This window comes from Streptomyces mobaraensis NBRC 13819 = DSM 40847, assembly GCF_017916255.1.
Taxonomy (GTDB): Bacteria; Actinomycetota; Actinomycetes; order Streptomycetales; family Streptomycetaceae; genus Streptomyces; species Streptomyces mobaraensis.
Genome location: NZ_CP072827.1, coordinates 3,984,897 through 4,010,881, shown reverse-complemented (window position 1 = coordinate 4,010,881; position 25,985 = coordinate 3,984,897). Strand labels below are relative to the sequence as shown.

The following is a 25,985-nucleotide window of genomic DNA, read 5'->3' as shown; positions in this document are numbered from 1 at the left end:
GCCATCAACTCGTCGAAGTCGCCGGGCAGCGGCTCGGGTTCCGCTTCCTCCGAGGCGCCCTCCGCTCCCTCCGGGGCGTCGCAGGTCGTGCAGAAGGCCGAACCCTTACGGGGGGCCGCGTCGGTGCCGTGGCAGCCGATGCAGGCGACGTGACTCCGGACGACGATTTCGTCCGTGCGCTCCGGCTGTGGGGGTGGAGGTGGCGGCAGAGGCAGGGACAGCCGGAAGGGGATGGGCGGCATCTTGGTCTCCAACCGCTTCCGGAGGAACGCGGCCGGGTTGTGGACCTGCGGCGGCAGCCCGCTCGACAGGGCCGCCAGCAGTTGCTCCCGGCTCACCTGCCGCGCCAGCCACTCGGCGGCGAGGGGTTCGAGGGCAGAGCAGTCGGCGGCGGACAGGGTCAAGCGGGGGTCCCGGCTCCCGAGGAGGGCGAGGGCGCGGTACGCGGGGGTGGGGCGGGAAGGGGCGGGCGCGTTTGCGGGGGCTACAGGATCGGGGTGGCCCCGTACGGGGCCGGGATCCTCGTGTACGGGGCCGGGGTCAGGGTCCTCGCGTACGGTGCCTGGGTGAGGGTCATCCCGTCCGGGGCCGGGGTCAGGGCCCTCCCGTACGGGGCCGGGGTCGCCCCCTACGGGCTCGGCTTCCCCTACGGGCCCCCCACCCGGCACAGGCCCGGCATCCGGCACAGGCCCGGCATCCGGCACAGGCTCCTCATCCGGCAAGGCCCCCCGACCCCGTACCGGCTCTCGAAGTACGTCCAGGTGGTGCGCGGCCTCCCGTGCGCCCCCGTCGAGCAACATGCCCTCCGCCACGCTCTCCCACCACTCCCTCGGGCGCGGTGTCCGGGAGAAGAAAGTGCGGGTGACCCAGCGGGAACCGTGTTCCCCGATCACCTGCATGCGTTTGCTGATCAAGTGCCCGGCTGCGGCGAGGTTCCTCAGTGCCGTGCGACATGCGGCCTGGCCGTAGTTCGGCAGCAGCTTGGCCAGGGTCTTCGCGTCCATCGCCGCGCCTTCGGGCAGGTGGTCGACGAACGCCGCGATCGACGCCTCGCGGGCGGGCAGGTGAGCGAAGTCGCCACGCCCGGGCGGGCGTTGGCCCGGGGCCTCGCGCTTCCCGAAGCCTGGCTTCGCCATGGGGTAAGCGGGGGTGGGCATGACAGGACTAGCATGGTTGGTAACCACAGATCGATCTCTTCTCGATCTCGTAGGCCAGGCCCCGGACCCGGTGTTGCTCGCACCGGCCGGGGTCGCTTCTTGTCGCGAACGCTAGAGGTTCACCACTGACCGTCGCAAGCCGATCACCGAATGCCATCTCCCTTGTGGTATACGCGCGTTGCCCGCGCGAGGGGTGGGTGGGCGGGAAGACATCAACCCACCACCCATTCCATGCAAAGAGGGCTCGGGTCTCGGAGCTCGAAGCCCCGAAGCTTGAGCCTCAGGGCGGGAGTTGGGGAATCCGGCCTTCACCGACTCGTCCCGCTCCGAGCTCCGAGCTCCGGGTCCCGAGCTTCGAGGCCGCCTGGACTCACGGGACTGCCCGCACCGTTCACGCCGTCGACAGCCACACGCGGCGTACCCATCGGTCCAGGTGATCCGAAAATTCCGCGGCCGAGGTGAGACGCGGAGTGGGGAGCGAACCGTAGTCGCCCCGGTCGAGGTCCGCGCAGAAGTCGATGTCGGCCCAGCCGCCGCGGAACAGGACGACGTGGAATTCGGTGTCGTTCGGGCCGGTGAGCACGATGCCGACGGAGTCGGGGTCGTGGACCGACGACCGTTCGGTGAGGAGGGGCCGAGGCCAGGCCGCGGCCTCGTCACGCCACGTCAGGGGCTGCGCCACGAGCCCCAGCGCCTGCCAGCGGGGAAGACCCTCCGCGATCGTGGCGGCCGCCTGGTCGAGATCGATGGTCCGGTCCATGAGGAGGATCGTTCCGCCTGGGACGGCGCACGGCCACGGAGTATCCGTTCCGTGCGCCCGCATCACTATCGGCAGGCGTTCGTCAGAGCGAGCGCAGCCGCGCCGTTCCGCCGATTTCCGCGGCCATGACGCGTCCGGCCTCCTCCTCCAGCTGCTCCTCCGTGCCGACGGTGTCCGTGTCGAGCCCGTCGAGTTCGTCGAGGGGCTGGTCGAGACGGACGTGGGCGACGAGCGACTGGAGGGCGCGGAGGCAAGCGGAGGCGGTGGGGCCCCAGTTGGAGAGGTACGAGAACTGCCACCACCACAGCGCCTCGCTGACGCGGCCGTTCCGGTAGTGGGCCATGCCGTGCCGGAGGTCGGTGATGATGTCGGCGAGGTCGTCGGAGATCCGGCAGGCGACGGGGGCGCTGCGCGGGACGTACGGGTCGAAGACCTCGGAGTAGACGTCGACCGGGTCGAGGAGCCTGGCGAACCGTTCGCGGAGCTCGTCGACGTCCGGCTCCGGCCCCACGTCGGGCTCGTAACGCTCGTCGGGCAGGAAGTCCTCGTGCGCGCCGAGCCGGCCGCCGGTGAGGATGAGCTGGGAGATCTCCAGCAGCAGGAACGGAACCGCGCTGTCCGGTTCGTCGCCGCGGGACACCTCGGTGACGGCGACGATGAAGCTCTCGATCGAGTCGGCGACGGAGACGACGAAGTCGTCCGGTTCGCGCTTGGCGTCGTGAAGCGTTGCGTCAGACATCGAGAAGTCGTCTCCCTTCGAAGGCACGCCCGAGCGTGACCTCGTCGGCATATTCCAAGTCTCCGCCCACAGGCAGCCCGCTGGCGAGCCGGGTGACTTTGAGTCCCATCGGCTTCACCATGCGCGCCAGGTACGTGGCCGTGGCCTCGCCCTCGAGGTTGGGGTCGGTGGCGAGGATCAGCTCGGTGACGGCACCGTCCGCGAGCCGGGCCAGCAGCTCGCGGATGCGCAGATCGTCGGGGCCGACGCCCTCGATGGGGCTGATGGCCCCGCCGAGGACGTGGTAGCGGCCGCGGAACTCACGCGTCCGCTCGATGGCGACGACGTCCTTGGGCTCCTCCACGACGCAGATGACGGCCGGGTCGCGGCGCGGGTCCTGGCAGACCCGGCACCGCTCCTCCTGCGCCACGTTGCCGCAGACGGCACAGAACCGGACCTTGGCCTTGACCTCGGTCAGGGCCTGGGCGAGCCGACGGACGTCGGTCGGCTCGGCCTGGAGGATGTGGAAGGCGATCCGCTGCGCGCTCTTCGGACCGATGCCGGGCAGCCTGCCCAGCTCGTCGATGAGGTCCTGGACCACGCCTTCGTACACGGATCGGGTTCTCCTTCTGGGATTCGGGCGGCCGGGCCGGGATTCGGACGGCCGGGCGGCCGGACGACCAGGTGGCCGGACGACCGGGCGGTCAGGCGGTCAGAACGGCAGCCCGGGGATGCCGCCGCCGAGACCCTGGGCGAGCGGGCCGAGCTTCTGCTGCTGCAGCTGCTGGGCGGCGTTGTTGGCGTCGCGGACGGCGGCGAGGATCAGGTCGGCGAGGGTCTCGGTGTCCTCGGGATCGACGGCCTTCGGGTCGATGACCAGGCCCTGGAGCTCCCCGGCACCGCTGACGGTGACCTTCACGAGGCCGCCGCCGGCCGAACCCTCGACCGGGGTCTCCGCCAGCTCCTGCTGAGCTGCGGCGAGGTCCTGCTGCATCTTCTGAGCCTGCTGAAGCAGCTGCTGCATGTTGGGCTGGCCACCACCGGGGATCACGGCTTCGCTCCTGTGCTCTCGCGACTACGGGTACGACGGCGCGCCGTGCGGCGCGGTTGAGCGCCGCACCGGTCCGACGCGGGGTCGGTAGCCCGAGCCTACGTGCTCGCCGGGCGCGGCGCGCCATGCGAGGGGAAGAAGTCCGGGGGGCGGACGGCTCGCGGGGGCAGAGGCGGGTCAGAGACGTGCCGGGGGGCGGACGGCTCACGTGGGCTGGGGCGGGCCGCGTGCGGGCCAGGGGCGGGCCGCGGGCGCGGACCGGCTGCCGCCGGGGCGTCCTGCCGCGCCCCCTACGGCCCGCTACGACCGCCTACGACCGCCTAACGCCCCTCTGCCGCCCGCTCCGGCCGCTACCGCCCCCTTCCGCTGCTCACCCCTCGTTGGCGATCTCTTCGATCACGGTCGCGCCGAGTTCGCGGATGATCAGGTCATGGCCGGTGAGGGCGGTGTCATCGAGGTCGGGGTCGTCCTCGGCGGGCATGTCGTCCTCGATGGAGACCGACGGGGGCTCCGGCTCACGATAGGGCTGCGCCGGGGCGGCCGGGGCGGCCTGCTGCGGGGCCGCCGGGCCGGATGGGGCCTGAGGGGCCTGCGGAGCAGGCGCGGGAGCCGGGGCGGCGGCCTGCGGACGGGGAGCGGCCGGCGCTCCGGCACCCTGCGCGAAGCCGCCTCCGCCCCCCCCGAAGCCGCCACCGCCACCGCCGTACGTGCCACCGCCCGCGTAGCCGCCACCGCCGCCGCCGAAGCCGCCACCGGGGCCGGCGGCCGGACCGGCGCCACCGGCTCCACCACCGCCGCCACCGGTCGCGTCCACCACGAGCTCGATCTTCCACTGCACGCCGAAGGCGTCGCTGAGCGCCTGCCGGAGGACGTCCTCGCTGCCGCTGTTGGCGAAGCTGTCACGCGCCCCGACGTTGGAGAAGCCCACCTGGAGCGTGGTGCCGTCGAAGCCGCTGACGTGGGCGTTCTGGCTGAGCAGGATCCACGTGAAACGTCTGCGGTTCTTGACCGCGTCGAGGATCTGCGGCCACATCTGACGCGCCTGGTCCACGCTGCCGCCGCCGTTGGCCTGGGGCTGCGGTGCCTGGGCTTGCTGGGGCTGCTGCTGAGGTGCCTGCGCGGGCGGGGTGGCCGGTGTGGCCGCGGTCGGCCAGCCACCGGGCCGGGCGCCCGGCTGGGCGCCCCCCTGCTGCGGGGAGGCGGCGGTCGGCCAAGCGCCAGGCTGAGCGCCAGGCGTCCCACCGGCGGGAGCCGTCGACGCCGCCGGAGCCGCAGGACCAGCAGCCGGCCCCTGCCCCGGCGCGGTAGCCGTCGGCCACGCACCCGGCCGAGGAGCGGCGGCGCCGGGCTGCGGAACTGCCGCGTCCGGCTGCACGGGCACGGGCCCGGCGGGAGCCGGTGCCGGAGCGGCCGCAGGAGCCGATGGCGCGGGAGCCGCCGCGGGCTGCGCACCGCCCGGAACGCCCCCGCCCCCCGGGACGGAGCCCGCGACGGCCGCACGGGCGGCGGCGGGCCCGGAAAGGCCGGGGGCACCGGGCGCACCAGGAACACCGGCAGGAGCGTGCCCCTGCGGCCCCGGCTCGTACCCGGCGGAGAGGCCGCCCTGCGGCGCGCCCATGAACCCGCCTGCGCCCGGTCCGGCGCTCAGCCCCATCCGCTCCAGCTTGTCCAGCCGGGCGCGGACGGACCGCTCGTCGTCGTACGCGCCGGGGAGGAGCACCCGCGCGCAGATCAGCTCCAACTGGAGCCGGGGAGACGTGGCGCCGCGCATCTCCGTCAGCCCCTGGTTGACGAGGTCGGCGGCGCGGCTGAGCTCTCCGGCGCCGAAGACGGACGCCTGTGCCTGCATGCGTTCCACGACGTCGACGGGGGCGTCGATGAGCCCCTTCTCGGCGGCGTCCGGGACGGCGGCGAGGATGACGAGGTCGCGCAGCCGCTCCAGGAGGTCGGCCACGAAGCGGCGGGGGTCGTTGCCGCCCTCGATGACCCGGTCCACGACCTCGAACGCGGCGCCGCCGTCACCGGCCGCGAACGCGTCGACGACGGCGTCGAGCAGCGACCCGTCCGTGTACCCGAGGAGGGACGTCGCCATGGCATACGTCACACCGTCCTCGGCGGCACCGGCGAGCAACTGGTCCATCACGGACATCGAGTCACGCACGGAACCGGCACCGGCCCGGACGACGAGCGGCAGCACCCCGTCCTCGACCGGGATCTTCTCCTGCTCGCAGACCTGCCCCAGGTACTCGCGGAGCGTGCCGGGCGGGACCAGGCGGAACGGGTAGTGGTGCGTCCGCGACCGGATCGTCCCGATGACCTTCTCGGGCTCGGTGGTCGCGAAGATGAACTTGAGGTGCTCCGGCGGCTCCTCGACCACCTTCAGCAGGGCGTTGAAGCCCGCCGAGGTGACCATGTGGGCCTCGTCGATGATGTAGATCTTGTAGCGGCTGGAGGCCGGCCCGAAGAACGCCTTCTCCCGCAGCTCACGGGCGTCGTCCACACCACCGTGGGACGCGGCGTCGATCTCGATCACGTCGATCGAGCCCCGCCCGTTCCGCGCGAGGTCCCGGCACGACTGGCACTGCCCGCACGGGGTGGGCGTCGGCCCCTCCTCGCAGTTCAGACAGCGCGCGAGGATGCGCGCGCTGGTCGTCTTGCCACAGCCGCGCGGCCCGCTGAACAGGTACGCGTGATTGACCCGGTTGTTCCGCAGCGCCTGCTGCAACGGGGCGGTGACATGCTCTTGCCCGATGACCTCGGCGAAGGACTCGGGGCGGTAGCGGCGGTAGAGCGCGAGGGACGACACACCTACGACGATATCGGGCCCCACTGACAAGTGGCCTCGCTCACAGTTTCCCCCGGGGGCCGCCTTGCCGCACCGCTCCCACAGACCCCGGCAAACACAAGGGCCCCCCACGCACCCGCCAGAGCCCACTTACCCTTGCTGCCTTCCGGCCCTGGGGGAGTTGGGTGAGATAGCGCCACGTGAGGGGCTTGCCCCCCACCCTAGCGCACTCCACCCCCACCCCGGCCCCCTCCCCCCGACCCCACCCCCTCCCGACGATCTCGCCGCCGATCGGGTTCGCGAGCACTGCTCCACGTCTTGTATTGTTTGCGGCGGAGGATTCGCCTAGAGGCCTAGGGCGCACGCTTGGAAAGCGTGTTGGGGGCAACCCCTCACGAGTTCGAATCTCGTATCCTCCGCCAGCTCAGAGGGCCGGTCCGCGTCAGCGGGTCGGCCCTCTGGCGTTTGCGCTACCCGTACCCCCGGAGGCCGCCCAGGGCGTTTGCGCCGGAAAGCCATGTCCGGGTTGCCTGGCTATGCTATGGAATGTGATCAAGCCTGGACGGCTGTGGTTCCGGCGTCGGCCCGGGCGGGAGCTGTTTACCCTGCTGTCGCCGGTGCTCCTGACCGTCGTGATCGCGAGCCTGGCGTACAACACACCGCGGAGCATGGCGTTCAGCCGCCTTCTGCCCGCGGCGCCCGCGCTGGCGGCGGCGATGTGGCCGGTGCTGCCGACGGTGCTGCTGGGGACGATCTGTCTGCTGTTGATGATCGGGCTGGGGATCGTGTTCCCCGACCTGGGGACGGGGTACACCGCGGCCGGGATCGTGGCGGTGACCGTGGCGGCGGCGTACGGGAGTCATGTGCGGTTGCAGCGGGAGCGCACGCTGTTCCAGGTGCGGCTGGTGGCGGACGCGGCGCAGCAGGTGGTGCTGAGTCCGATGCCGCGGCGGTGCGGGAGCCTGGAGATCGAGTCGCTGTACATCGCGGCGGCGGCCGAGGCGCGGATCGGGGGCGACTTCTACGAGGTGGCGGACACCCGGTTCGGGGTGCGGCTGCTGATCGGGGACGTACGGGGCAAGGGGCTGCCCGCGGTGGGGGCGGCGGCGGCCATGGTGAACTCGTTCCGCGAGGCCGCGTACGACGTGCCCGGCCTGGGCGATCTCGCGCGCCGGCTGGAGGCCAGCAGCACCCGGTACAGCGCCGCGTTTCCCCCCGACGACCTCATGGAACGTTTCACCACCGCCCTGCTCGTCGAGATCCCGCACGACGGCGACCGGATCGGCATCCTCAACTGCGGGCACCCCCCGCCGCTGCTGCTCGGCCACGGGGGGCTCCGGGTGCTGGAGTCCAGCGCCCCCTCGCCGCTGTTCAACCTGGCGGACCTGATCGGCGACACGTACAGCGTCGACGTCTTCGACGTCTCCCCCGGCGACATCCTGCTGCTCTACACGGACGGGGTCACCGAGGCCCGTGGGCACGGCGGGGCGTTCTTCCCGCTCCAGGACTGGATGCGGACGCAGACGCCGACGCGGCCACGGGCGTTGCTCGACGCCCTCCATCGCGATCTGCTCCGGTACAGCCGGGGCGGGCTGGACGACGACATCGCCGCGCTCGCGGTCCGGCTCGACCGGTGAAACGTGCGGTCGACGAGGGTGTCGCCGTTCGTGAGGTGCCACGTCGTGTCCGGGTCGGTCATCCGGCCTCACCGGCCGGGTTCCTCTGCCGCCCGGCACGGATGCCAGGAGCTCACGATCGGTGATCGTCGCCGAACGCCGCCCGCTGCCGCTTCTCCAGCCAGCCCTTGAACAGGGCCGCCACCGGCGGCGCCGGGACGCCCGAGCGCTCGTCCGGGCCCGCCACGGACGACAGCCAGGCCGGCATGAACTTCAGCGTCCAGGAAGGCGCCGTCTTGCGCATGTGCGCCGCGAACCCCTTCCACACCTTCTCGTCGAGGACGGGGGCGAGGCGGCCGGAGAGTTCGCGTTCCTCGTCCGCCGCGTGCCGGGCGAGCTCGTCGCGGAGCGGGTGGGTCAGGCGGGCGAGCTCGGCCGCCGCCGACGGGTCGGCACCCAGCCCGCGAGCCGTCTCGTGCCAGTGGCGGAGGTTCTTGGCCAGCTCGTCGTGTTCGGTGGTCATCAGGGTGAGGGCCGCCTCGTCGGCCCCGAGCCGGCGGAGGCTCGGCCAGAGGAACTCGTCCTCCCCCTCGTGGTGGTGCTCGATGATCTGGGACAGCTTCTCTATGTACGCGCGGAGGGCCTCGGCCCGTTCGGCGTCCGGGGCCGCGGCGAGCCCCTCGGCGGTGCGGGCGACGCGGTCCAGGTCGCGCACCATGGCGCGGTGGGCCAGCAGCATCGTCCGGTGGCCGGAGGCGAGCGATGCGAAGGAGGGCTGGGCGGTCATCGGTACTCCTCGGGGTTCGGCAGGGACCGGCTCGGAGGTCGGCAGGGACCGGCGCGGCTCGCCAGGCGTCCGACGGGGCGGCGGCACGGGACGGAGTCCGCCCGCGCCACGACGGCGGCGGGCGGGCCGGGCGCTCGACGGCGGAAACCATCTTGCCCGCGTGGAAGGCGGGTTGCGGTGGTGACGGGTGAACTCCACGCACCCCTAAGGGGTTTCGGACGTCACGGCCGCACCTCCCGCCCCCCGTCCCCCAACACCGCCGCCAGCGCGCCCGCCAGGCGTTCCACCTCCGCCTCCGTCCCCACCGAGATCCGCAGCCGGCCCGGCATGCCGAGCGCGTCGAGCGCCCGGACGAAGATCCGGTGCTCGGCGGCCAGCCGGGCCGCGAACCGGGCGCTGTCGCCCGGCGGCGGCACGTCCACCATCACGAAGTTGCTCGCCGACGGCGCGTGGACGAGGCCCAGGGCGTCCAGGGACTTGCGGAGGAGTTCCCTGGCCCGGGCGTTGGCGGCGCGTACGCGGTCGAGGTGGTCGGGGTGTTCCAGGGCGCGCAGGACGGCGCGCTGCGCCTGCCGGTTGACGTTGAACGGCAGGGCGCCCGCGGTCGCGGAGAGCCGGGCGATCAGGTCGGCGGGACCGACGGCGACCCCCATCCGTACCGAGGCGAGCCCCCACGCCTTGGAGAACGTCCTGGTCACCAGCGCACGGCGGCCCGCCCGGACCGCTTCCAGCGCGAACTCGTGCTCGGGACCCGCGAAGTCGATGTACGCCTCGTCGAAGACGACGACGCCACCGCCCTGGTCGGCGGCGTCCAGCAGCCGGAAGACGGCGGCGCGGTCGAGGAGCGCCCCGGTCGGGTTGAGCGGGTTGCAGACGAACGCGAGGTCGGCGCCGGCGGCGATCCGCTCCGCCAGGGCGCCGACGGGGAGATCGGCGCCGTCCAGCGGGACGGTGACGGGGACGCGTCCCACGGCGGCGGCGGACACCACGTAACCGGGGAAGGTGGTGGCGGTGGTCAGGACCGTGGTGCCCGGCTCGCGGAGGAACGTCAGCGAGGCGACGAGGACGAGTTCGTCCGTGCCGTTGCCGACGGCGACCATGTCGGCGGGCACCCGGAAGTGCGCGGCCAGCGCCTCGCGCAGCAGACGGCAGTCGGCGTCCGGGTAGCGGTTGAGGTGGCGGTCGGCCTCGTCGCGGACCGCCTCGACCGTGCCGGGCGGGGGGCCGTACGGGTTCTCGTTCAGGTGCAGGCGGAGGTGGTCCCCGCCGTCCGGGATCTCGGTGTCGGCGAAGAAGGCCGGTGGTGGGGCCTGGTGGTGGGACATGGTGGTTCCTTCTCGCTGAGCGGGGCTCGGCCAAGGCGTGGGATGGGTGGGGCGGGACGGGTGCGAAGGGTCGGCCCGAGGGGGACACCGGTGTCGTACGGCGCGGCCGGGAGCGGCCCGGCGGATCACACCCCCGTCGCCGTCTCCGGATCGAACTCCGTCCGCAGCGCGGGCAGGGCCAGCGCCAGCACCGCCGCGCACCCGCTGAGCACCGTGCCGACGAGGAACGCCGAGTGGAAGCTGCTCAACAGGGCGTCGGGCAGCGCTTCCCCGTCGGCGAGTCCGTCGTCCAGCCGGCCGCTCGCGAGCGCGGCCAGCACCGCCAGGCCGGTGGCGCCGCCGATCTGCTGGCCGGTGTTGAGGACGCCGGACGCGGCGCCGGAGTCCGCCTTCGCCACCCCGCTCACCGCGGCCACCACCATCGGCACCATGGCCAGCCCGTAGCCGGCGGCGCACAGCAGCAGGGTGGGCAGGATGTCCGACGCGTACGACGCCTCGGCGGGCGAGCCCAGCAGCAGCGCCAGCCCGCAGGTGGCCGCGCCGAGGCCGACCAGGCACAGCACCCGGCTGCCGAGCCTCGGCAGCAGCTGGATCGCCAGACCGGAGAAGACCGCCATGGTCACGCCGAACGGCGCCCAGGACAGCCCGGCCCGCAGCGGCGACCAGTGCTGCAGGATCTGCATGTACTGGGTGAGGAAGAAGAAGATGCCGTACAGGCCGGAGGCGGCGAGCAGCATCATCAGGTTCGCCACCGCGATCTGCCGCCGGGCGAAGATCCCCAGCCGGATCAGCGGCTGCGCCGCACGCGACTCCCGCACCACGAACCCGGCCAGCAGCACGCCGGCGCCGACGAGACCGAGGACGGTCGCCGCGGACCCCCACGGGCGGTGGCCGGTGCTGATCACGGTGTAGACGAGCAGCAGCAGACCGGAGGTGATGAGCAGGGCGCCCGTGGTGTCGGTCGAGGTGCTCTTGGCGGGCGGTTCGCGGTCGGCGAGCGCGGGGCGCAGGGTGAGCGCGAACAGCAGGACGCCGACGGGGATGTTGATGTAGAAGACCCACCGCCAGTCGACCGTGTCGGTGACGACCCCGCCGAGCAGCACCCCGGAGACACCGGAGATGCCGGTGAGACCGCCCCACACGCCGAGCGCCTTGCGCCGCTCCTTCGCCGCGGAGAACGTGGTGATCAGGATGGCCAGGGCCGCCGGGCTGAGCAGGGCCGCCCCGAAGCCCTGGGCGCCGCGCGCGACGATCAGCGTCTCGGGGTTCCGGGCCAGGCCGCAGGCGAGGGACGACACGGTGAAGACGCCGAGGCCGGCGAGGAAGACCGGGCGCCGGCCGAAGAGGTCGGCGCAGCGGCCGCCGAGCACCAGGAAGCCGCCGAAGAGCAGCATGTAGGCGTCCACGACCCAGGCCAGCGACGCCTGTTCGAAGCCGAGCGACGTGCGGATGGTGGGGAGCGCCATCGCGACGACGGTGTCGTCGATGATGACCATGAACTGCGCTCCGCAGGTCACCGCGAGCACCAGTCCCGCCGCCCGGCCCGCCGTTCCGGACGTGGCCGACGCGGCGGTCGCGGCGTTCTCGGCCGTAACCCTGCCCATGCGTCCTCCTGCTCCTGTTCGCTCTGCTTCCGCTGGGAGACCGGCGCTCAGGGGCCTCCCGCGCGGATGCCGGATGGTCGGCTGGTCGGATGTGTCGGCAACCTATGGCCCCGGCCCGGTGTGCACGTGACAGGACGACATGGCAGATCCCTGCCATGCGGCGGACGTTTCCCCTGCCATGCGCCCGGCGTCCCGCACCGGCAGGACCCTGCCGGTGGCCACCCTGTCGACCGGCAGGACCGGGTCATTGTCCGGCCCGGACGGCGCTGCCTGTAATGGGCGACACCACTGTCGGAGGGGGCCGGCCGCATGAGCAGTTCACCCCGCGTGGTCGATTTCGTCGTGGACTTCCTGCACCGGCAGGGCGTCCGCCATGTGTTCGGAGTCGGCGGCGCCAACATCGAGGACCTGTACGACGCGCTGCACCAGGCGCAGGACGGCCCGCTGGGCGTGGTGGCCAAGCACGAGTTCTCCGCGGCCACCATGGCCGACGGCTACCACCGGGCGTCGCAGCGCGTCCCGGTGATCGCGTCCACCTCGGGCGCCGGCGCGATGAACCTGGTGCCCGGCGTGGCCGAGCTCCGGGCGTCCTTCGTCCCGGCCGTCGTCCTCGTCGGCCAGCCGCCGGCGGCCCTGGACGGCCGCGGTTCCTTCCAGGAGACCAGCGGGCTCGCCGGTTCCATCGACGCGGCGCGCCTGTTCGGCGAACTCGGCGTGCACTGCGCCCGCGTGGACGAACCGGAGGCGATCACCGACGCCCTGCCGCGGGCCTTCGCGGCGGCGACGGACCCCGCCCGGCCCGGGCCCGCGGTGCTGCTGCTCCCCAAGGACGTCCAGCAGGCCGTGCTCCCCACCTGGGCGCCGCCCCGCCCGCCGGCCCCGGCGGCGCCCGCGCTGACGGCGGCGGCCGAGCGTTCCCGGGCCGCCGAGCTGCTGCGGGATGCGGTACGGCGCCCCGGCGGCGTCGCCGTGATCGCCGGCGAGGGGGTGGCCCGCGTCGACGCCCGGACGGAACTCGCCCGGCTGGCCGCCGCGTTGCCCGCCCGTGTCGCCGTGGCGGCCGACGCCAAGGACGTCTTCGACGCCCGCGACCCGCGCTACCTGGGCATCGCCGGTGCGAACGGGACGGACGCGACGCAGGAGTCGCTGGAGCGGGCGGCCGCCGTCGTGCTCGCCGGCACCCGGCTGCCGCAGATGACCGGCGCGGGGCTGGACGACCGCCTCAAGGCCGTACCGGTGATCTGCGTCGACCCGCGCACCCCCTTCCTCGACGCTCACGGGGAACTCGTCCGCCTCACCGGTCCTCTCGGCGCCGAACTGGAGTTGCTGGCGGACGTCGTGGGGCCGGTGGGTGATGGCGATGGCGGGGGGCTCGACGCACGTGTCGTACCGCCGGCCGGTGGCGGCGACGAGTGGCCCGCCATTGGCGTCGCACCGCGGGCCGAAGGCGAGCACCCGCGGCCCGCCGCACAGGTCGTATCGCCAGCCGAAGGCGACGATCCGCGGATCGCCACTCACGTCGTACCGCCGACCGAAGACGACCACCGGCGGCCCACCACCCACGTCGCACCGCCGACCGAAGACGACCACCCGCGGATCGCCACCCACGTCGCACCGCCGACCGAAGACGACCACCCGCGGCCCACCACCCACGTCGCACCGCCGACCGAAGACGACCACCCGCGAATCGCCACCCACGTCGCACCGCCCCCGCCTCCCCCGCCGGACACCCCCCTCGACATGCGGACGGCCGCTCTGGTCATCTCGGCCGCCCTGCCCGAGGGGTCGACCGTGGTGGCCGATGCCGGGAATGCCGGTGCCGTCGCCACCCACCACATCGACACGCCTCCGGGAGGCCGGTTCGTCGCCGCGCTCGGCATGGGCGGGATGGGCCACAGCTTCGGCGCCGGGATCGGCGCCGCGTTCGCCACCGGCCGCCGCGCCTGCGTCGTCGCCGGTGACGGCGCGTTCTTCATGCACGGCATGGAGGTGCACACCGCCGTCGAACACCGGCTGCCCGTCACGTTCGTGGTGCTCAACAACAACGCGCACGGCATGTGCGCCACCCGCGAGCGGCTGTACTTCTCCGGCGACTACTCCTACAACCTCTTCCGCCCGGCCCGGATCGGCGACGGCGCCGCCGCGCTGTTCCCGGACCTGCCGGCCGTGACCGTCCGTACCGCCGGCGAACTGGCCGCGGCCCTCGGCCGCGCCCACGCCACCGCCGCGCCCGCGCTGATCTGCGTGGACGTCGATCCCTCCGAAATGCCGCCGTTCCGGCCCTTCCGGCAGCAGCCGGTACCCGCCGGCACCGGACGGCCCGCCCCCGCCCGTGAAGGAGCAGCGCCAGCATGACCACCTCCGTCGACCGGCCCAGCGGTCAGCCCACTCCCCTCCCCGGCTACGTCCCGCCCGCCCCGATCCCGGACGGCATCAAGGACGTCCCCGGCCTGCTGCGCTGGGAGACGACCCCGCGCGAGGAGGCCATGGCGCTCGCCGCGGAGCTGACCAAGGAGAGCTTCACCTACGACGAGGTGTACGGGAGGTTCGTCACCGTCCACCAGTACATCGACGCACCGCCCCGGGCCGTGTACGAGTACCTCACGGACATCCGCCACCTCAACGAATTCACCTACAGCACACGCGACTTCGCCCCGACCGACGTCCCCGACGTGTACCAGGGCCGGGACGTCCTGCTCGACGACGCCACCAAGATCTTCATGCGGATCGACGGCGACCCGGACGCCCTCACCGTCGACATCCGGTGCGCGTGGGACCAGGGCGAGGAGCTGTGGATGAACTACCTCCACCGGATCGTCCCGGCGGAGACCGTCCTGAACAAGCCCGGCTCCGTCGTCATCTGGACCAACTGCCGTCACCCCTACTACGACAAGAACCCCTACCCCGAGCTGGCGCCCTCGCCGGAGCGGCCGTGGGTCGGTGACATGTGGCCGCTGTTCTACGCGGGCCACCAGGTGGAGATGGACAACCTGAAGAAGATCCTGGAGCACCGGTTCCGGGGGGACGCCGCCTCATGAGGGACGCCGGACCGTACCCGGACGTCAGACCGCTCCATGACGTCAGTCTGCTCGAAGTCGCCTCCTACCTGCCCGGGGAACCGGTCGGCACCGAGTACTTCCTGGCCCACCGGGATCAGGACGCCGACGGCGGACCAGAGGGCTTCGGCGCGGAGACGATGTTCAAGGCGCCGCGCTTCCGCCACCAGGCGGCCCGGGACGAGACGCCCGCCGACATGATGGAGCGGGCCGCGAACGCCCTGGCCGAACGCGTCGGGCGGGACACGCTGCGCGGCGTCGACGTGGTGCTCACCAACACCCTGCTGCCGGAAGTGCCGTTCACCGGCCCGGGCGCCGAGGTGGCGCACCGGCTCGGCATCCGGGCCGACTGGGTGATCGACGCGCACAACGGCGGCTGCGCCTCCTTCGTCCACCTGCTGCGGCTGGCGCGGGCCCTCGTCGGCACCGGGCAGGCCCGGTCCGCGCTGCTGCTGAACGTGCAGAACTGCGCGGGGCCGGTGATGACCCAGTCCGAGGTGCGCAAGCTCCCGGAGGCGGTCATCCCGGGGGACGGCTGCGGGGCGGCCCTCGTGGCCGCGTCGGCGGAATCGCCGGTGCTCGGCATCCGGGTCGCCAACCACGGCGAGTACACCCGGGACTGCGGCCTGACCCTCTCCGACGGCCGCAAGTACTGGGAGCCCGGGACCAGCCAGATGCACGTCGGGTTCACCCCCGGCCGGGTCAAGGACATCGTCGAGCGCGGCAACCGGCTGGTACCCGACGTGGTCTCGGGGCTGTGCGGCGAGCTGGGGCTCGGGATCGACGACCTGGACGTGCTGATCACCAACCAGCCGAACCGGATGTTCCTGGAGCAGTGGCGCACCCGGCTCTCTCTCGATCCCGCCCGGCACCTGGACACCTTCGACCGGTTCGGCAACCTCTTCGGCGCCGCCGTGCCCATCACCCTGGACCACGGCCTCCGCGAGGGCCGGATCCCCGACGGCAGCCTGCTGATGCTCGCCGGCTTCGCCCACGCGGGGGACTTCGCGGGGGCGGCGGCGGTCCGGTGGCGGAGTGGGGACGGGGCGGGGACGGGGTGATCCGAGGTCGGCCGGACGACCGGTGACCGGGAGGCCGGCGACCGGGAGGCCGGCGACCGGGAGGCCGGCGACCCGGGCGGGGTGACCCCGGCCGCCCGGACACGGCAGCCGCGACGGCACGGCGGACCGGTGTCCGCCGACCGTCCCCGAAGCCCCGGTGGCGAGCCATCCCACGCCACCGGTGATCGACGGGCGGTGGATCCGCCGCCCGGACGTTTCCACACACCATCCGTTCAGTGGAAAGGCAACCGACCATGCGAAAGAAGCTCACCGCCGCCTCCGTCGCCACCGCGGCCCTGCTCCTGGGCGGCCTCGCCACGGCCGGACCGGCCGCTGCCGCCGCCGGTTCCTCCGGTGTGCAGACGGTCACCGCCCGGTACGACTGCGGCCGGTTCGGCGTCACCGACCTGACGATCGAGGGCTCGGCGGACCATGGCGTCGGCTCCATCCGCTTCTCCACCAGCGGCGGCATCGCCCCGGCGGACATCCCCGCGGACTCGGTCAGCGCCACGCTGCGGCTGCGGAAGGCCGACGGCGGCATCGCCTCCTTCAGCGGCACCGCCAACGCCGCGACGCCGGCCGGGCAGCCGGTCGTCGTCGGCCCGCTCACCGGCCCGGTGGCGGCCGGCGACCGCCTCGACTCCTACATCCCCGCCGCGGGCTCGGGCGACTCGTCCCTCAGCCTGAACGTCCTCGGCACGGCCAACACCTGCACGGCGGTGTCCCTGCAGACCCCGGGCCCGCTCGTCTTCTGAGCCGGGCACGTGTCCGGATCCGGGGATCCGGTGGGCCGTAGGGGCTCCGGTGAGGGCCCGGAGAGGTCGGCCAGGGCTCCGGCGGGAATCCGGAGAGGTCCGCACAGGTCCGTTCGGGGGCGCGCTCGGTGGCGGTTTCCGCCTCGGGGGCGCCCCCTCCGGCATGGGACGCGACGGGCAGGACGAGACGGGCAAGACGAGACGGATAGGACGTGAGGGACAGGACGCGAGGGACAGGACCGCCCTGAACACCCAAACCCCTCACGCCGTACCCCCCTGCACCGCCCGCACCACATGCACCCGTGACGCGCACCCCAACTTCTGCATCACCACGCGCAGATGATTGGTCACCGTCCACTCGGAGATCCCCAGCCGCCGCGCGATCTGCCGGTTGGTGAGGCCCTCCGCGACCAGGAGCGCGATCTGGTGCTGCCGTGGGGTGAGACCGTGCGGGGCGGTGCCCCGGCGGGCCGTGCGCGCGGGTCCGTCGGCCGGGGGCGGGGCGAACAGGGCGGCGACGAGGGCGTCGTGCAGGGACACCCGCTCCGCGTCGCGGCGCAGTTCCCGCAGCGGGCGGGCGGTGGGGCTCCGTGCGAGGTCCCGGGCGAGCTCGCCGGCCGCGTCGTCGCCGTCGGGGACGACGCCGTACCGGCGCCGGACGGCCTCCGCGTGCGCCAGCACCCGGGCGACGGCGTGCCGCCGCTGTTCGTCGCCGTCCGCGCCGCCGGAGGTGACGGCCACGGTCTCCAGCGCCTCGGCCACCTGCGCGGGGTCGCCGATGCCCATGAGCAGCCGGGCCGCCTCCCGGGCGGTCTCGTGCGCCTCCCGGTCCCGCCCGAGCGCCCGCCGGACCCGGGCGAGCGCGGTGAGCAGCGACGCCCGGAGCGCGGCGTCGTCCGGTACGTCGTCCAGGGCGCGCAGCAGCGGCCGTTCGGCCTCCGGGTCGGCGTGCGCGGCCCGCAGCAGGGCCAGGGCGCGCCGGGCCAGCGCGGCGGTCCGCCGGTCGCCCTCGGCGTCGAGCCGGCGCACGGCCGGGTCCAGTACGCCGACGGCGAGCGCGGACTCGCCGCGACGGCGGAGGAGTTCGCCCGTGGCGACCGCGACGCGCGCGCGGGCGACGGGGAGTTCGGCCGCGACGGTCTCCGCCCGTTCCAGCACCCGCGCGGCGCGGGCGTACTCCCCGCGGTCGACGGCCCACCGCCCGACCGCGACGAGCGCCCCGGCCGCCACCTCGCCGCCCGCGGCCCGGGCGGCGGGCCGGCCGGCCGTCTCCGCGGCCCACGCGTCGGCGGTCGCCTCGGCCTCGTGCGCCGCCTCCGGGGCGAGGCAGTGCCGTAGCAGCGGCACCTCCAGGGCGGTCGTCAGGCGCAGCGCGGCGAGGTGGTCGCCGGTGGACGTCAGGTGGCGGGCCGCCCTGAGGATGTCGGGGAGTCGGGCGGCGACCGCGGGCAGGACCTGGTCCAGGTGCCGGCCCGCGCGCAGGGCCTCCGCCGTGTCCTGGGCGTACGCGGACCAGTGCGCGGCGTGCCCGTCGAGGACGCGGCGCAGCTCGCGGGGGTCGGCGGCCAGCCGGGCCCGGTGGTAGGCGCGGGCCATGTAGGTGAGGCGGAGTTCCGGTTCGCCGTCCTGCCCGGGAGCGCTCAGCAGCAGGCTCTTGTGCAGCAGCGCGTCGATACCGGCGACCGCGGCGGCGTGGCCGAGCCCGGTGACGCGCCGGACCGCGACCGGGTCGACGTAGGTGTCGAACACCGACAGGGCCCGCAGCAGCGCCGCGTCCCCTTCCGCGGGCGTCCCGGCGGCCCAGGTCAGGGCGGCGGCGACGCTGCGGTGCCGCTCGGGGGTGTCGCGCGCCCGGTGGCGTCCGGGGTCGCAGTCGCCGCGCTCCAGGCGTTCGAGCAGGGCGCGCGGCCCCTCCGTACCGACCGCCTCCGCGGCCATCTCGACGGCCAGCGGGACCCCGTCCAGCAGCCGGCAGATCTCCCCCACGGCGAGCTGCCCGGGCCCGCTGTCGACTCCGGGCCGGTGGTACGGACGCACCCGCTCCGCGAACAGGGCCTCGGCGGGCGAGCCGGGGCCGGTGGGCAGCGGGCCGACGGGGAGGATCCGCTCGGCGCGGATGTCCAAGGGGACGCGGCTGGTCAGGAGGGTGCGCAGGCCCGGGCAGGAGCGCAGCAGGGCGGCCACGTCGAGGGCGATGTCGGCGACCAGGCGGTCGGCGTTGTCCAGGACGAGCAGCAGGCCGCCGTCCGCTATCCGGCCGGCCGCCTCGTGGGCGTCGCGGGCGCCCAGGCGCGTCCAGAGGGCGGAGGCGTCCGGTGCGTCGGCGAGGTCGACCCAGATCGTCGGTGGGGGTGGGGACAGGCCCAGAAATCCGCCGGCCTCCTCCACCCCGCCGTCACCCCCGGCCGTGACGGCGGCATGCGCGAGGTGGCTCTTGCCGACTCCGGCGGGACCCGTCAGGGTGAGCAGCCGCGCTCGCGCCGCCGGACGCGCCAACCACGCCCGTACGCGTCGGAGTTCGCCCTCCCGCCCGAGGAGTTCACCGAATCCGAGATCGCCGGGCCCGTGAGGGGCGAACCCCTGTGGGACGGCCCCGGGGACGACCGTCCCGTGGGGAACGGGTGCCCCAGGGGCGTCCCGCCCCCTAGGAACGTCCCCATCCGGGGCGAACCCTTCCGGTATTTCCCCTTCCGGGGCGAACGCTCCCGGAGCGAACCCCCGGGGAGCGTCCCCACCCCCGCCCTCTCCCCCACACCGGCCGCTTCCCACCCCGCCGGCCTCTCCCGACCCCTCCGTGACCAGCATGCGAGCAGCCTCCTTGCTCCTCACGTCGCCGTTCCCTCTGTCGAGTCCCGCTTCAGACCACCGGAAGCGGCGGGGCGTACCGTGCCACCACGGCCGCCAGTTCGCGCAGCAGCCGTTCCGTGTGCGTGCGGACGAAGAAGTGCCCGCCCGGCAGGACCCGCAGCTCGCTGCCCCGGCCGGCGTGGTCCCGCCACGCGGCCATCGCCGGTACGGGCACCAGGTGGTCGTCCGCCCCGGCGAACAGGTGCAGCGGAACGGCCAGCGGTTCGATGTCCGCCGGCTCCACCCAGCCCGTACAGAGCCGCAGGTCGTCCCGGACGAGCGGCATGTACGCGGCACGGAACCGCCGCCTCCGGGCCAGTTCCCGGGGAATGCCGCCGAGTTCGGCGAGGGCGTCGGCGAGCGTCTCGTCGTCGGCGTCCGGATCGAGGATCCGGGTCGGCCGTACGTGCGGCGCGCGGTGCGAACTGAGCACCAGGGCGCGCGGCGGCGCGGCACCCCGCCGCTGCCGGGCCAGCGTCAGCGCGTGGGCCACGAACGCGCCCATGCTGTGCCCGTACAGCACGTGCGGCCGGGACAGCGCCTCGTCGAGCTGTTCGTCCAGCTCGGCGACGAGGTCGGCGAGCCGGGTGAACCGCGGCTCGTGCGCCCGCTCCTCGCGGCCGGGCAGCCGGACGGGCAGCACGCGCACCCCGACGCCGTGGGCGTCCAGGCGCTCCTGCCACCGCTCGTAGGCCGAGGCGCCACCCCCGGCGCACGGCAGACAGAACAGATCCAGCCCCGCCGACGACCGCTCACCCGCCGCCGGCGTGAGGTACGGCGTCATCACGCAGGCACCCCCCGTCCCACGCTTCAGACCAGCTGCCGCGCGGCCACCACGCGGTCGTAGTACAGCGTCCCATCGACGAGGAACTCCCCGTCGAACTGGGAGAGTACGGCCACCGGCAGCTCCATGCGCTTGCCGCGGTTGGGGATGTCCTGCCAGTCGGCCGCCTGGGTGCCGTTGATCCGGCTCTCCAGGATGACGACGTCGGCCGTGTGGTGGATGGCCAGCACCTCGTGTTCGAGGTCGGGGAAGGCCGCCAGCATGGCCTCGAAGTGCCGGCGCACCGCGTCGTCCCCGACCAGCGGCTGCTCGTCGAAGGGCACCACGCGGCAGACGCCGCCGGGCCCGCGCCCGGCGCTCGACATCACCGCAGCGGTGTGTCTGAGAACCAGCTCCTCACGGTGTTTTCGCAGGTCGGAATCGTTTCGCTGCCGGCTGTCCCGCATCTGTGCGCCTCTTCTCCCCGTTACCGGGCGCCCGCTCGCGCCCGGCCAAGTCCGCCGCGGACCACGGCTGCCCGCCCGCCCCACGGAAGCTCCGTCGGGAGGGGGCGGGGTCGTCGCCGCCATCGCTTTCCGGACACTGACCACACACCGTTCCGACCTGCTCGGCCGGTCTTGCCCTCCGGGGTCACCCCGCCTACCCGGACCGCGTCCGGGAGGGTCACCACCGGCACCAAGCGGAATGCTCTTTATCTGTGTGACGGCCGTTACCGCCCGTTGTCTGCGATTCAAAATCATGCACCGGATCCGGGCAACCGTCCGGGCAAGGGTCAGGTGAATCTTGACTTAATCGCACCCCCGATAAGCGCCCAAACCCTCAGCTCACGGACAGGGGTGAGCACTACAGGGACACCATGAGGGCCGTTCGCCCCCTTCCGCCACCGCGGGTTGCACTACCCAGTGCATCCATTGCACCGAACGGTTGAGTAACGTACCGACGCTGTGTAACGTGCGGCGCGGCCCAACGCCCCTGTCCCCTACGGGAGATCAACAACTAAACCGCCAAACCCCCTGCGCAGGGCGCCTGATGCACCGCTCGCCGCCATGACCACCATGCGGCCCCGACCGCCAAGGAGCACCCCATGTCCCCCACCGCACACCCCCGTTCACGCGGTCTGCCCGACAAGCGCCGGGCCATCTCCCAGGCCGCGAGGCGCGTGTTCGGCCGGGAGGGGTACGCGCGCGCGAGCCTGGACGCCATCGCCCTGGAGGCGGACGTCGCCAAGCGCACCATCTACAACCACTACGCGGACAAGGAGGACCTGTTCCGCTCGGTCGCGGTCGAGGGCGCCGACGCCGTCACGGAGACCGTACGGGCGCTGATGGAACGGCACCTGCGGAAGATCGTCGACCTGGAGGACGACCTCACGGCCTTCTGCCTGGACCGCGCCCGGTCGGTGACCGAGTTCCCCGAGCACTTCGCGCTCGTCCGCACCATCCACACCGAGGCGAGCCGGCTGCCGGCCGCCTTCCTGGAGACCTGGGCGGCTCACGGCCCGCCCACCGCCCACCTGCGGCTGGCCCCCTACCTGGAGAAGATCGCCGAACGGGGGCTGCTGGCCTTCGACGACGCGGCACGGGCCGCCCACCGCCTCAACACGCTCACCATGAACGACGTCCTCATGCGCTCGTACTACGGAGCCGTCCCGCTGCCCGACGCCGAGGTCGAGGAGATCGTCACGGACGGCGTACGCGCCTTCCTCCACCTCTACGCACCGCCCCCGGCCCCCGACCGAACCACATCTTGAGGAGCACACGGTGTCCTTCCTGTCCCCCGACTACCCCGAGATCCGCTACGACGGCGACGAGGGCGAGATCTCGGCGTCCTTCCGCCGCGCCGACGCCCCGCCGGAGTACACGGCCCCCAACGGGAACACGTACCACTACCTTTCGACCCGGCTCTCCACCGACGGCCTGTTCGGCCTCTACAAGAACCGGATGGGACCGGCCGTGGGCGGCACCAGCCCGCACTTCCACAAGACCATGTCCGAAGCGTTCTACGTGCTGTCGGGCGAGATCCACGTCTTCGACGGCGACCAGTGGTTCGACGCCTCGCAGGGCGACTACCTCTACATACCCCCGGGCGGCGTCCACTCCTTCGGCAACATCTCCGGCGAGCCCGCCGAGTTCCTCATGCTCTTCGCGCCCGGCGGCGCGCGCGAGGCGTACTTCGAGGGCCTGGAACACCTCGGCTCGATGACCGACGAGGAACGGACCGAGTTCCTCGTCCGGCACGACAGCTTCTTCGCCGACATGGCCAAGGGCCCGGGAGCGGACTCCTGGGAGGAACGGGCGTCCCTGCGCAAGTCCTTCAAAACCGGCTGACCGCGGGGCGGGGGTGAGGGGCGGCGCGGCCCGCGCCGCCCCTCACCCGTACCAACGCCGCTACTACCGACCCGACTTGCGGAGCGTGCAGATCGCCGTCGCGGTCCGGCCGGGGTCGCTCTCCGAACGGGCCGTGAGGGTGATCTTCCCGTCGCGCGCGGCGTCCCGCGCGGCCGCCACGGACACGTCGACCGGCACGGACGCGCCGGCCCGGGCGGTCGCGAGGCGGTTCGGGAGCCAGGCGGTCCAGCCGCGGCCGGAGGCGGTGGCCGAGAGCCGGTAGACGTCGGACGAGCGGTAGCCGTCGTCGGCCTCCGCTGGGCGGCCCGTGTTGGCGAGGTCGAAGGTGCACCGGGCCCGGCCGTCGACCGGCCGGCCCTGCGCCGTACCGCGGCCCAGCGCGGCACCACGCGCCTGCGGGCCGGTCCCGTCGAGCGACTTCACGCCGACGCTGTAGGAGAGGACGCCGGTCGCGTCGCGCTGGATGTCGAGGACGTAGAAGTGCAGGCGGTTGGCCTGGTCCACGTACTCGTAGGAACTGCCGGAGTCGGCGCCCGCGTGGAACAGGGCGTCGCTGAGCTGCCGGTAGTCGCCCATGGTGATCTTCTGGAGGGTGCCGTCGGGACGCTTGAAGTCGACCATGCCGATGTCCTCGGGGTGGGCGTCGATCACCCAGGCGAAGGGGGCGCGGTCGGCGTTCTTGGTCTTGCTGATCAGCACGCCGTGGTCGGGCGTGAAGGAGTCCATGCCCATGCGGTCGACGACCTCGACGGTGTAGTTGTCGTAGCCGCCGCCGTCGCAGAGCGGGTCCTTGGCGCGGTCACAGGCCGGGGAGAGGTCGCGGCCCATGCTGACGTTGATGCCGGAGAGGCCCTTGTCACCGGGTGGTGCGGAGCGGGCAGTGACGCGGGCCACGATGAGCCCCTGGTTCTTGAGGTCGTCGCGGTCGAGGCGGAGGACGTTCTTGTCGTCCACGATGCCGAGCTTCATCTTGTCCCGCAGGACGTGCTGGGCGCCCATGGAGCCGCCGGCGGTCGCGGGGATCCGCCATCGTGTGTGGGGGCCGCCGGGTCCATTGAAGGAGCCGCGCGAGAGCATCCCCCAGATCCCGGTGTAACTACGGCTCAGGGGCGTCCCGTAGGGGTTGTTGTAGTTGTCCCCGATGCCCAGGATGTGGCTGAGCTCATGGGCGAACGTCGCCATGCCGGAGCTCTCGGCCTGGGTGGACGAGCCGTCGGCCGCGTTCGGCCAGATCCGGGCGGCGGCCTGCCAGGACGTCCAGGGCACGTACCGGGTCTTCGCCGCGTTGCCACCGGACGCCAGCGGGGACGGCGGCCCCCAGGCGGCGGGCACGTCCGCCGCCGACCGGAACTTCATCTGCCCGAACTCCTGCCAGGCGGACGACTCGTCGACACCCGCCGTCAGGTAGAAGACGAAGTCGAACTTCCCCGCCTGGTCGGCGCCCACGTCGGCGACCCAGGCCCGCTTCCCGTCGGCCCTGATGTCCTTCCCGCAGGTGTCGCCGCGGGGGCAGGCGCCGGGGTTCATCCCGGGTTCGATCCCGTACTGGTACGACTTCCACGGCAGCCGGTACGCCCCGAACGCCGTCAGATCGACCCCGAAGCGGCCCCCGGAGTCCTCCATCCAGTACTCGTTGATCGTGTGGCCGTGGTTGAGGGTGCCCGGTTTGTTGAGGAAGTCGCGGTAGAAGGCGGGCACGCGGTCGCGGGGGATTCCGGAGGCGGGCGGCTGGGGGTTGCCGAACCGGCCTGCGCCAGCCGGCTTGCTGACCGAGAACTCCTCGTCCGGGTAGTCGAGGAGCACCAGCGCGCCCTTGAACTTGCGCTGCGTGGGCTGCAGGGCGGGGTCGGCCCAGCGGGTCCCGGGGACCGAGCGGTACTCCGCCCAGGTCATGTCGTCGGGGTTGCGCCAGTTCTGCGGGTCGATCGGACGGACCAGGGACTGCTGCTGGCCCCGCGGGCCCGCGTCGGGCGTCGCCAGCGCCGGCCCCGCGGCGACGGCACCGGCCGTCAGCCCGAGGAGCGCGGCGGCGACGCGGACGCGGCCGTACCATATTCGGCCGCGTCCTGAACGTCCGGCCCGGCGGGACGGTAAGCCCGGTGAACGTCTGTGACGGTGGAGGAACAAGACTCACCTCTTGTCTGAAGTCGTCCCCTGACGTCAGGAGTTGACCGCCGGAGACGCGGCAAGCTGTTCGATGGGGGTGCCCACCGGGGCCAAGGTAAGGGGGAGGGGGCTGAGGCGCCAGAGGCGGAGCTTTCTTCCGCCCGGCCTCGGCCCTCACACCCCCAGCCGGGGAGGGCCCCGCCCCCGGATCCCGGTGGCTTCACGGAGCGGACGACATGGTGACCCGTACGTACTCGTGCAGCGCGTCCCGGACGAAGGCCGCGCCCTCCACGGACCCGTACGTCGTCGCGAAGTCGGGGTCCGTGACGTACATGTCCCCGAGACAGCGCACCATCAAGCCGGCCTGCTCGCGGTCCCCGTCGGCCACCGGCGTGCCGGGGATCGCGCCGAGCCACGCGACGTGCCGGGCGGCGAGCGCCTGCGCCCGGTCCGAACGCGGGGAGGCGCCTTCCCGCCAGGCCGTGGCCCAGGCGTCGACGAGCTCGTCGGTGTCCCGCTTCCAGGCGAGCTGCTCCCGCATGTCCTTCCCGTGCCACCACTCGTTGCTGAGCCGGAAGGCGCGCTCGCCCCAGCGGGCGACCACCTCGTCCTCGTAGCTGTCGTTGAACCCCTCCAGCATCATGTCCATCGTGGGGTCCTGCCCCGAGCGGCGGGCGTCGAGGGTGCGGCGGACGGCCCTGATCCGCCGGTCGACACGCTCGCGCTCGGCCTCCAGCAGCCGGATCTGCTCCTGGAGCGCCGTCTCCTCGTCGGCCTCCCGGTCCAGCACCTCCGCGATGACCGGCAGGCTCAGCCCGAGGTCCCGCAGCACCAGGACGCGCTGCAGCCGGGCCACCGCGTCCACGTCGTAGTAGCGGTAGCCGTTGGCCCCGACACGGGACGGCGGGAGGAGCCCGATGTCGTCGTAGTGGCGCAGCGTCCGACTGGTGACCCCGGCCCGCCGCGCCACCTGCTGGATGGTCCACTCCACACCACCCGCCATGCCCGCTCCGGTTCCTCGCGCCACCCGCGCACCTCCTTCACCACTAGAGCCGGTGACATGATGGCGCCTCGTCTGAGGGAAGGGTCGGGGCACCCCCATGTCCGGTCCTCACGCGGCCTTCGGAGCGCCCCGCATCCCGACGCGGCAGCACCCCGTGCCGTCGGCCGGCGTCGAGAAGACCACCGGTACCCGGCCCTCGCCGAACGCCGCGCCGGCCTCGAC

20 protein-coding genes, 1 tRNA gene and 1 other RNA gene are annotated in these 25,985 nt (G+C 73.3%); 8 read left to right on the top strand and 14 right to left on the bottom strand.

All coding sequences use genetic code 11. The annotated features are described in order from the left end of the window. Positions 1-1,548: 1,548 nt before the first annotated feature. The 6 genes from J7W19_RS17150 to ffs form a co-directional block, all read right to left on the bottom strand. Entirely contained in the window at positions 1,549-1,917 is a 369-nt protein-coding gene (locus tag J7W19_RS17150) for a hypothetical protein (RefSeq protein WP_004939558.1), read from the bottom strand. Between the two features lie 82 nt (positions 1,918-1,999). Further along, positions 2,000-2,656, bottom strand: coding sequence for a DUF5063 domain-containing protein (locus J7W19_RS17145; protein ID WP_004939554.1), 657 nt, complete (start codon positions 2,654-2,656; stop codon positions 2,000-2,002). Continuing rightward, complete coding sequence (recR, locus tag J7W19_RS17140; RefSeq protein WP_004939553.1) at positions 2,649-3,248, bottom strand: recombination mediator RecR; 600 nt, start codon at positions 3,246-3,248, stop codon at positions 2,649-2,651. Before recR ends, J7W19_RS17145 begins: the two co-directional genes overlap by 8 nt. Before the next feature lie 99 nt (positions 3,249-3,347). Further along, positions 3,348-3,686: a YbaB/EbfC family nucleoid-associated protein gene (locus J7W19_RS17135; protein ID WP_004939552.1), complete on the bottom strand. Its 339-nt coding sequence runs from the start codon at positions 3,684-3,686 to the stop codon at positions 3,348-3,350. Positions 3,687-4,056: 370 nt separating this feature from the next. Continuing rightward, a complete protein-coding gene (locus J7W19_RS17130) occupies positions 4,057-6,492 on the bottom strand; it encodes a DNA polymerase III subunit gamma and tau (protein WP_004939551.1) in 2,436 nt (811 codons plus the stop codon). A gap of 96 nt (positions 6,493-6,588) precedes the next feature. Then, positions 6,589-6,683, bottom strand: an RNA gene (ffs, locus tag J7W19_RS17125) — signal recognition particle sRNA small type. Between the two features lie 122 nt (positions 6,684-6,805). Here ffs and J7W19_RS17120 point away from each other — a divergent pair. Next, positions 6,806-6,893: transfer RNA gene (locus J7W19_RS17120), tRNA-Ser, on the top strand. Between the two features lie 246 nt (positions 6,894-7,139). After that, entirely contained in the window at positions 7,140-8,108 is a 969-nt protein-coding gene (locus tag J7W19_RS17115) for a PP2C family protein-serine/threonine phosphatase (protein WP_233478279.1), read from the top strand. Between the two features lie 112 nt (positions 8,109-8,220). Here the strand turns inward: J7W19_RS17115 and J7W19_RS17110 are convergent, their stop codons facing one another. The 3 genes from J7W19_RS17110 to J7W19_RS17100 form a co-directional block, all read right to left on the bottom strand. Further along, positions 8,221-8,874: a hemerythrin domain-containing protein gene (locus J7W19_RS17110; RefSeq protein ID WP_004939549.1), complete on the bottom strand. Its 654-nt coding sequence runs from the start codon at positions 8,872-8,874 to the stop codon at positions 8,221-8,223. Between the two features lie 221 nt (positions 8,875-9,095). After that, positions 9,096-10,199, bottom strand: coding sequence for a pyridoxal phosphate-dependent aminotransferase (locus tag J7W19_RS17105; protein ID WP_004939548.1), 1,104 nt, complete (start codon positions 10,197-10,199; stop codon positions 9,096-9,098). A gap of 125 nt (positions 10,200-10,324) precedes the next feature. Continuing rightward, positions 10,325-11,803 carry an MFS transporter gene (locus J7W19_RS17100; protein ID WP_004939546.1) on the bottom strand — a complete coding sequence of 493 codons (1,479 nt, stop codon included), beginning with the start codon at positions 11,801-11,803 and terminating at the stop codon, positions 10,325-10,327. Positions 11,804-12,112: 309 nt separating this feature from the next. Between J7W19_RS17100 and J7W19_RS17095 the strand changes: the two genes are divergently transcribed. From J7W19_RS17095 to J7W19_RS17080, 4 genes are all read left to right on the top strand, one after another. Beyond that, on the top strand, positions 12,113-14,158 hold the full coding sequence (locus tag J7W19_RS17095; RefSeq protein ID WP_078587678.1) for a thiamine pyrophosphate-binding protein: 2,046 nt from the start codon (positions 12,113-12,115) through the stop codon (positions 14,156-14,158). Next, complete coding sequence (locus J7W19_RS17090) at positions 14,155-14,841, top strand: hypothetical protein (RefSeq protein ID WP_004939543.1); 687 nt, start codon at positions 14,155-14,157, stop codon at positions 14,839-14,841. Before J7W19_RS17095 ends, J7W19_RS17090 begins: the two co-directional genes overlap by 4 nt. Next, positions 14,838-15,920 (top strand): 3-oxoacyl-ACP synthase III family protein, encoded by a 1,083-nt coding sequence (locus tag J7W19_RS17085; protein WP_004939541.1) that lies wholly within the window; start codon positions 14,838-14,840, stop codon positions 15,918-15,920. Before J7W19_RS17090 ends, J7W19_RS17085 begins: the two co-directional genes overlap by 4 nt. Positions 15,921-16,174: 254 nt before the next feature. Next, positions 16,175-16,675 carry a hypothetical protein gene (locus tag J7W19_RS17080; RefSeq protein ID WP_004939538.1) on the top strand — a complete coding sequence of 167 codons (501 nt, stop codon included), beginning with the start codon at positions 16,175-16,177 and terminating at the stop codon, positions 16,673-16,675. A gap of 261 nt (positions 16,676-16,936) precedes the next feature. Here the strand turns inward: J7W19_RS17080 and J7W19_RS17075 are convergent, their stop codons facing one another. The 3 genes from J7W19_RS17075 to J7W19_RS17065 all read right to left on the bottom strand — a co-directional run bounded on the left by J7W19_RS17075 (position 16,937) and on the right by J7W19_RS17065 (position 20,671). Continuing rightward, on the bottom strand, positions 16,937-19,171 hold the full coding sequence (locus J7W19_RS17075; RefSeq protein WP_004939533.1) for a LuxR C-terminal-related transcriptional regulator: 2,235 nt from the start codon (positions 19,169-19,171) through the stop codon (positions 16,937-16,939). Between the two features lie 361 nt (positions 19,172-19,532). Next, positions 19,533-20,306: a thioesterase II family protein gene (locus tag J7W19_RS17070; RefSeq protein WP_004939530.1), complete on the bottom strand. Its 774-nt coding sequence runs from the start codon at positions 20,304-20,306 to the stop codon at positions 19,533-19,535. Positions 20,307-20,332: 26 nt separating this feature from the next. Further along, positions 20,333-20,671 carry an ester cyclase gene (locus J7W19_RS17065; RefSeq protein WP_051072465.1) on the bottom strand — a complete coding sequence of 113 codons (339 nt, stop codon included), beginning with the start codon at positions 20,669-20,671 and terminating at the stop codon, positions 20,333-20,335. A 719-nt stretch (positions 20,672-21,390) separates the two neighbouring features. On the opposite strand from J7W19_RS17065, the gene J7W19_RS17060 reads away from it, so the two are divergent. Both J7W19_RS17060 and J7W19_RS17055 read left to right on the top strand, forming a co-directional pair. Next, positions 21,391-22,056, top strand: coding sequence for a TetR/AcrR family transcriptional regulator (locus tag J7W19_RS17060; protein WP_004939525.1), 666 nt, complete (start codon positions 21,391-21,393; stop codon positions 22,054-22,056). 10 nt (positions 22,057-22,066) lie between these two features. Further along, complete coding sequence (locus J7W19_RS17055; RefSeq protein ID WP_004939522.1) at positions 22,067-22,633, top strand: cupin domain-containing protein; 567 nt, start codon at positions 22,067-22,069, stop codon at positions 22,631-22,633. Positions 22,634-22,696: 63 nt separating this feature from the next. Here the strand turns inward: J7W19_RS17055 and J7W19_RS17050 are convergent, their stop codons facing one another. Then, positions 22,697-24,781: a M6 family metalloprotease domain-containing protein gene (locus tag J7W19_RS17050; protein WP_004939519.1), complete on the bottom strand. Its 2,085-nt coding sequence runs from the start codon at positions 24,779-24,781 to the stop codon at positions 22,697-22,699. 199 nt (positions 24,782-24,980) lie between these two features. Further along, positions 24,981-25,787 (bottom strand): MerR family transcriptional regulator, encoded by an 807-nt coding sequence (locus tag J7W19_RS17045; RefSeq protein ID WP_233478118.1) that lies wholly within the window; start codon positions 25,785-25,787, stop codon positions 24,981-24,983. Between the last annotated feature and the right edge of the window lie 198 nt (positions 25,788-25,985).

Bases quoted from the DNA above. Each gene is read 5' to 3' on its own strand.
- J7W19_RS17060 (WP_004939525.1), top strand. From the start codon at position 21,391: ATGTCCCCCACCGCACACCCCCGTTCACGCGGTCTGCCCGACAAGCGC.
- J7W19_RS17105 (WP_004939548.1), bottom strand. From the start codon at position 10,199: ATGTCCCACCACCAGGCCCCACCACCGGCCTTCTTCGCCGACACCGAG.
- J7W19_RS17070 (WP_004939530.1), bottom strand. From the start codon at position 20,306: ATGACGCCGTACCTCACGCCGGCGGCGGGTGAGCGGTCGTCGGCGGGG.
- J7W19_RS17090 (WP_004939543.1), top strand. From the start codon at position 14,155: ATGACCACCTCCGTCGACCGGCCCAGCGGTCAGCCCACTCCCCTCCCC.
- J7W19_RS17065 (WP_051072465.1), bottom strand. From the start codon at position 20,671: ATGTCGAGCGCCGGGCGCGGGCCCGGCGGCGTCTGCCGCGTGGTGCCC.
- J7W19_RS17145 (WP_004939554.1), bottom strand. From the start codon at position 2,656: ATGTCTGACGCAACGCTTCACGACGCCAAGCGCGAACCGGACGACTTC.
- J7W19_RS17080 (WP_004939538.1), top strand. From the start codon at position 16,175: ATGCGAAAGAAGCTCACCGCCGCCTCCGTCGCCACCGCGGCCCTGCTC.
- J7W19_RS17095 (WP_078587678.1), top strand. From the start codon at position 12,113: ATGAGCAGTTCACCCCGCGTGGTCGATTTCGTCGTGGACTTCCTGCAC.
- J7W19_RS17100 (WP_004939546.1), bottom strand. From the start codon at position 11,803: ATGGGCAGGGTTACGGCCGAGAACGCCGCGACCGCCGCGTCGGCCACG.
- J7W19_RS17115 (WP_233478279.1), top strand. From the start codon at position 7,140: ATGGCGTTCAGCCGCCTTCTGCCCGCGGCGCCCGCGCTGGCGGCGGCG.
- J7W19_RS17150 (WP_004939558.1), bottom strand. From the start codon at position 1,917: ATGGACCGGACCATCGATCTCGACCAGGCGGCCGCCACGATCGCGGAG.
- J7W19_RS17085 (WP_004939541.1), top strand. From the start codon at position 14,838: ATGAGGGACGCCGGACCGTACCCGGACGTCAGACCGCTCCATGACGTC.
- J7W19_RS17110 (WP_004939549.1), bottom strand. From the start codon at position 8,874: ATGACCGCCCAGCCCTCCTTCGCATCGCTCGCCTCCGGCCACCGGACG.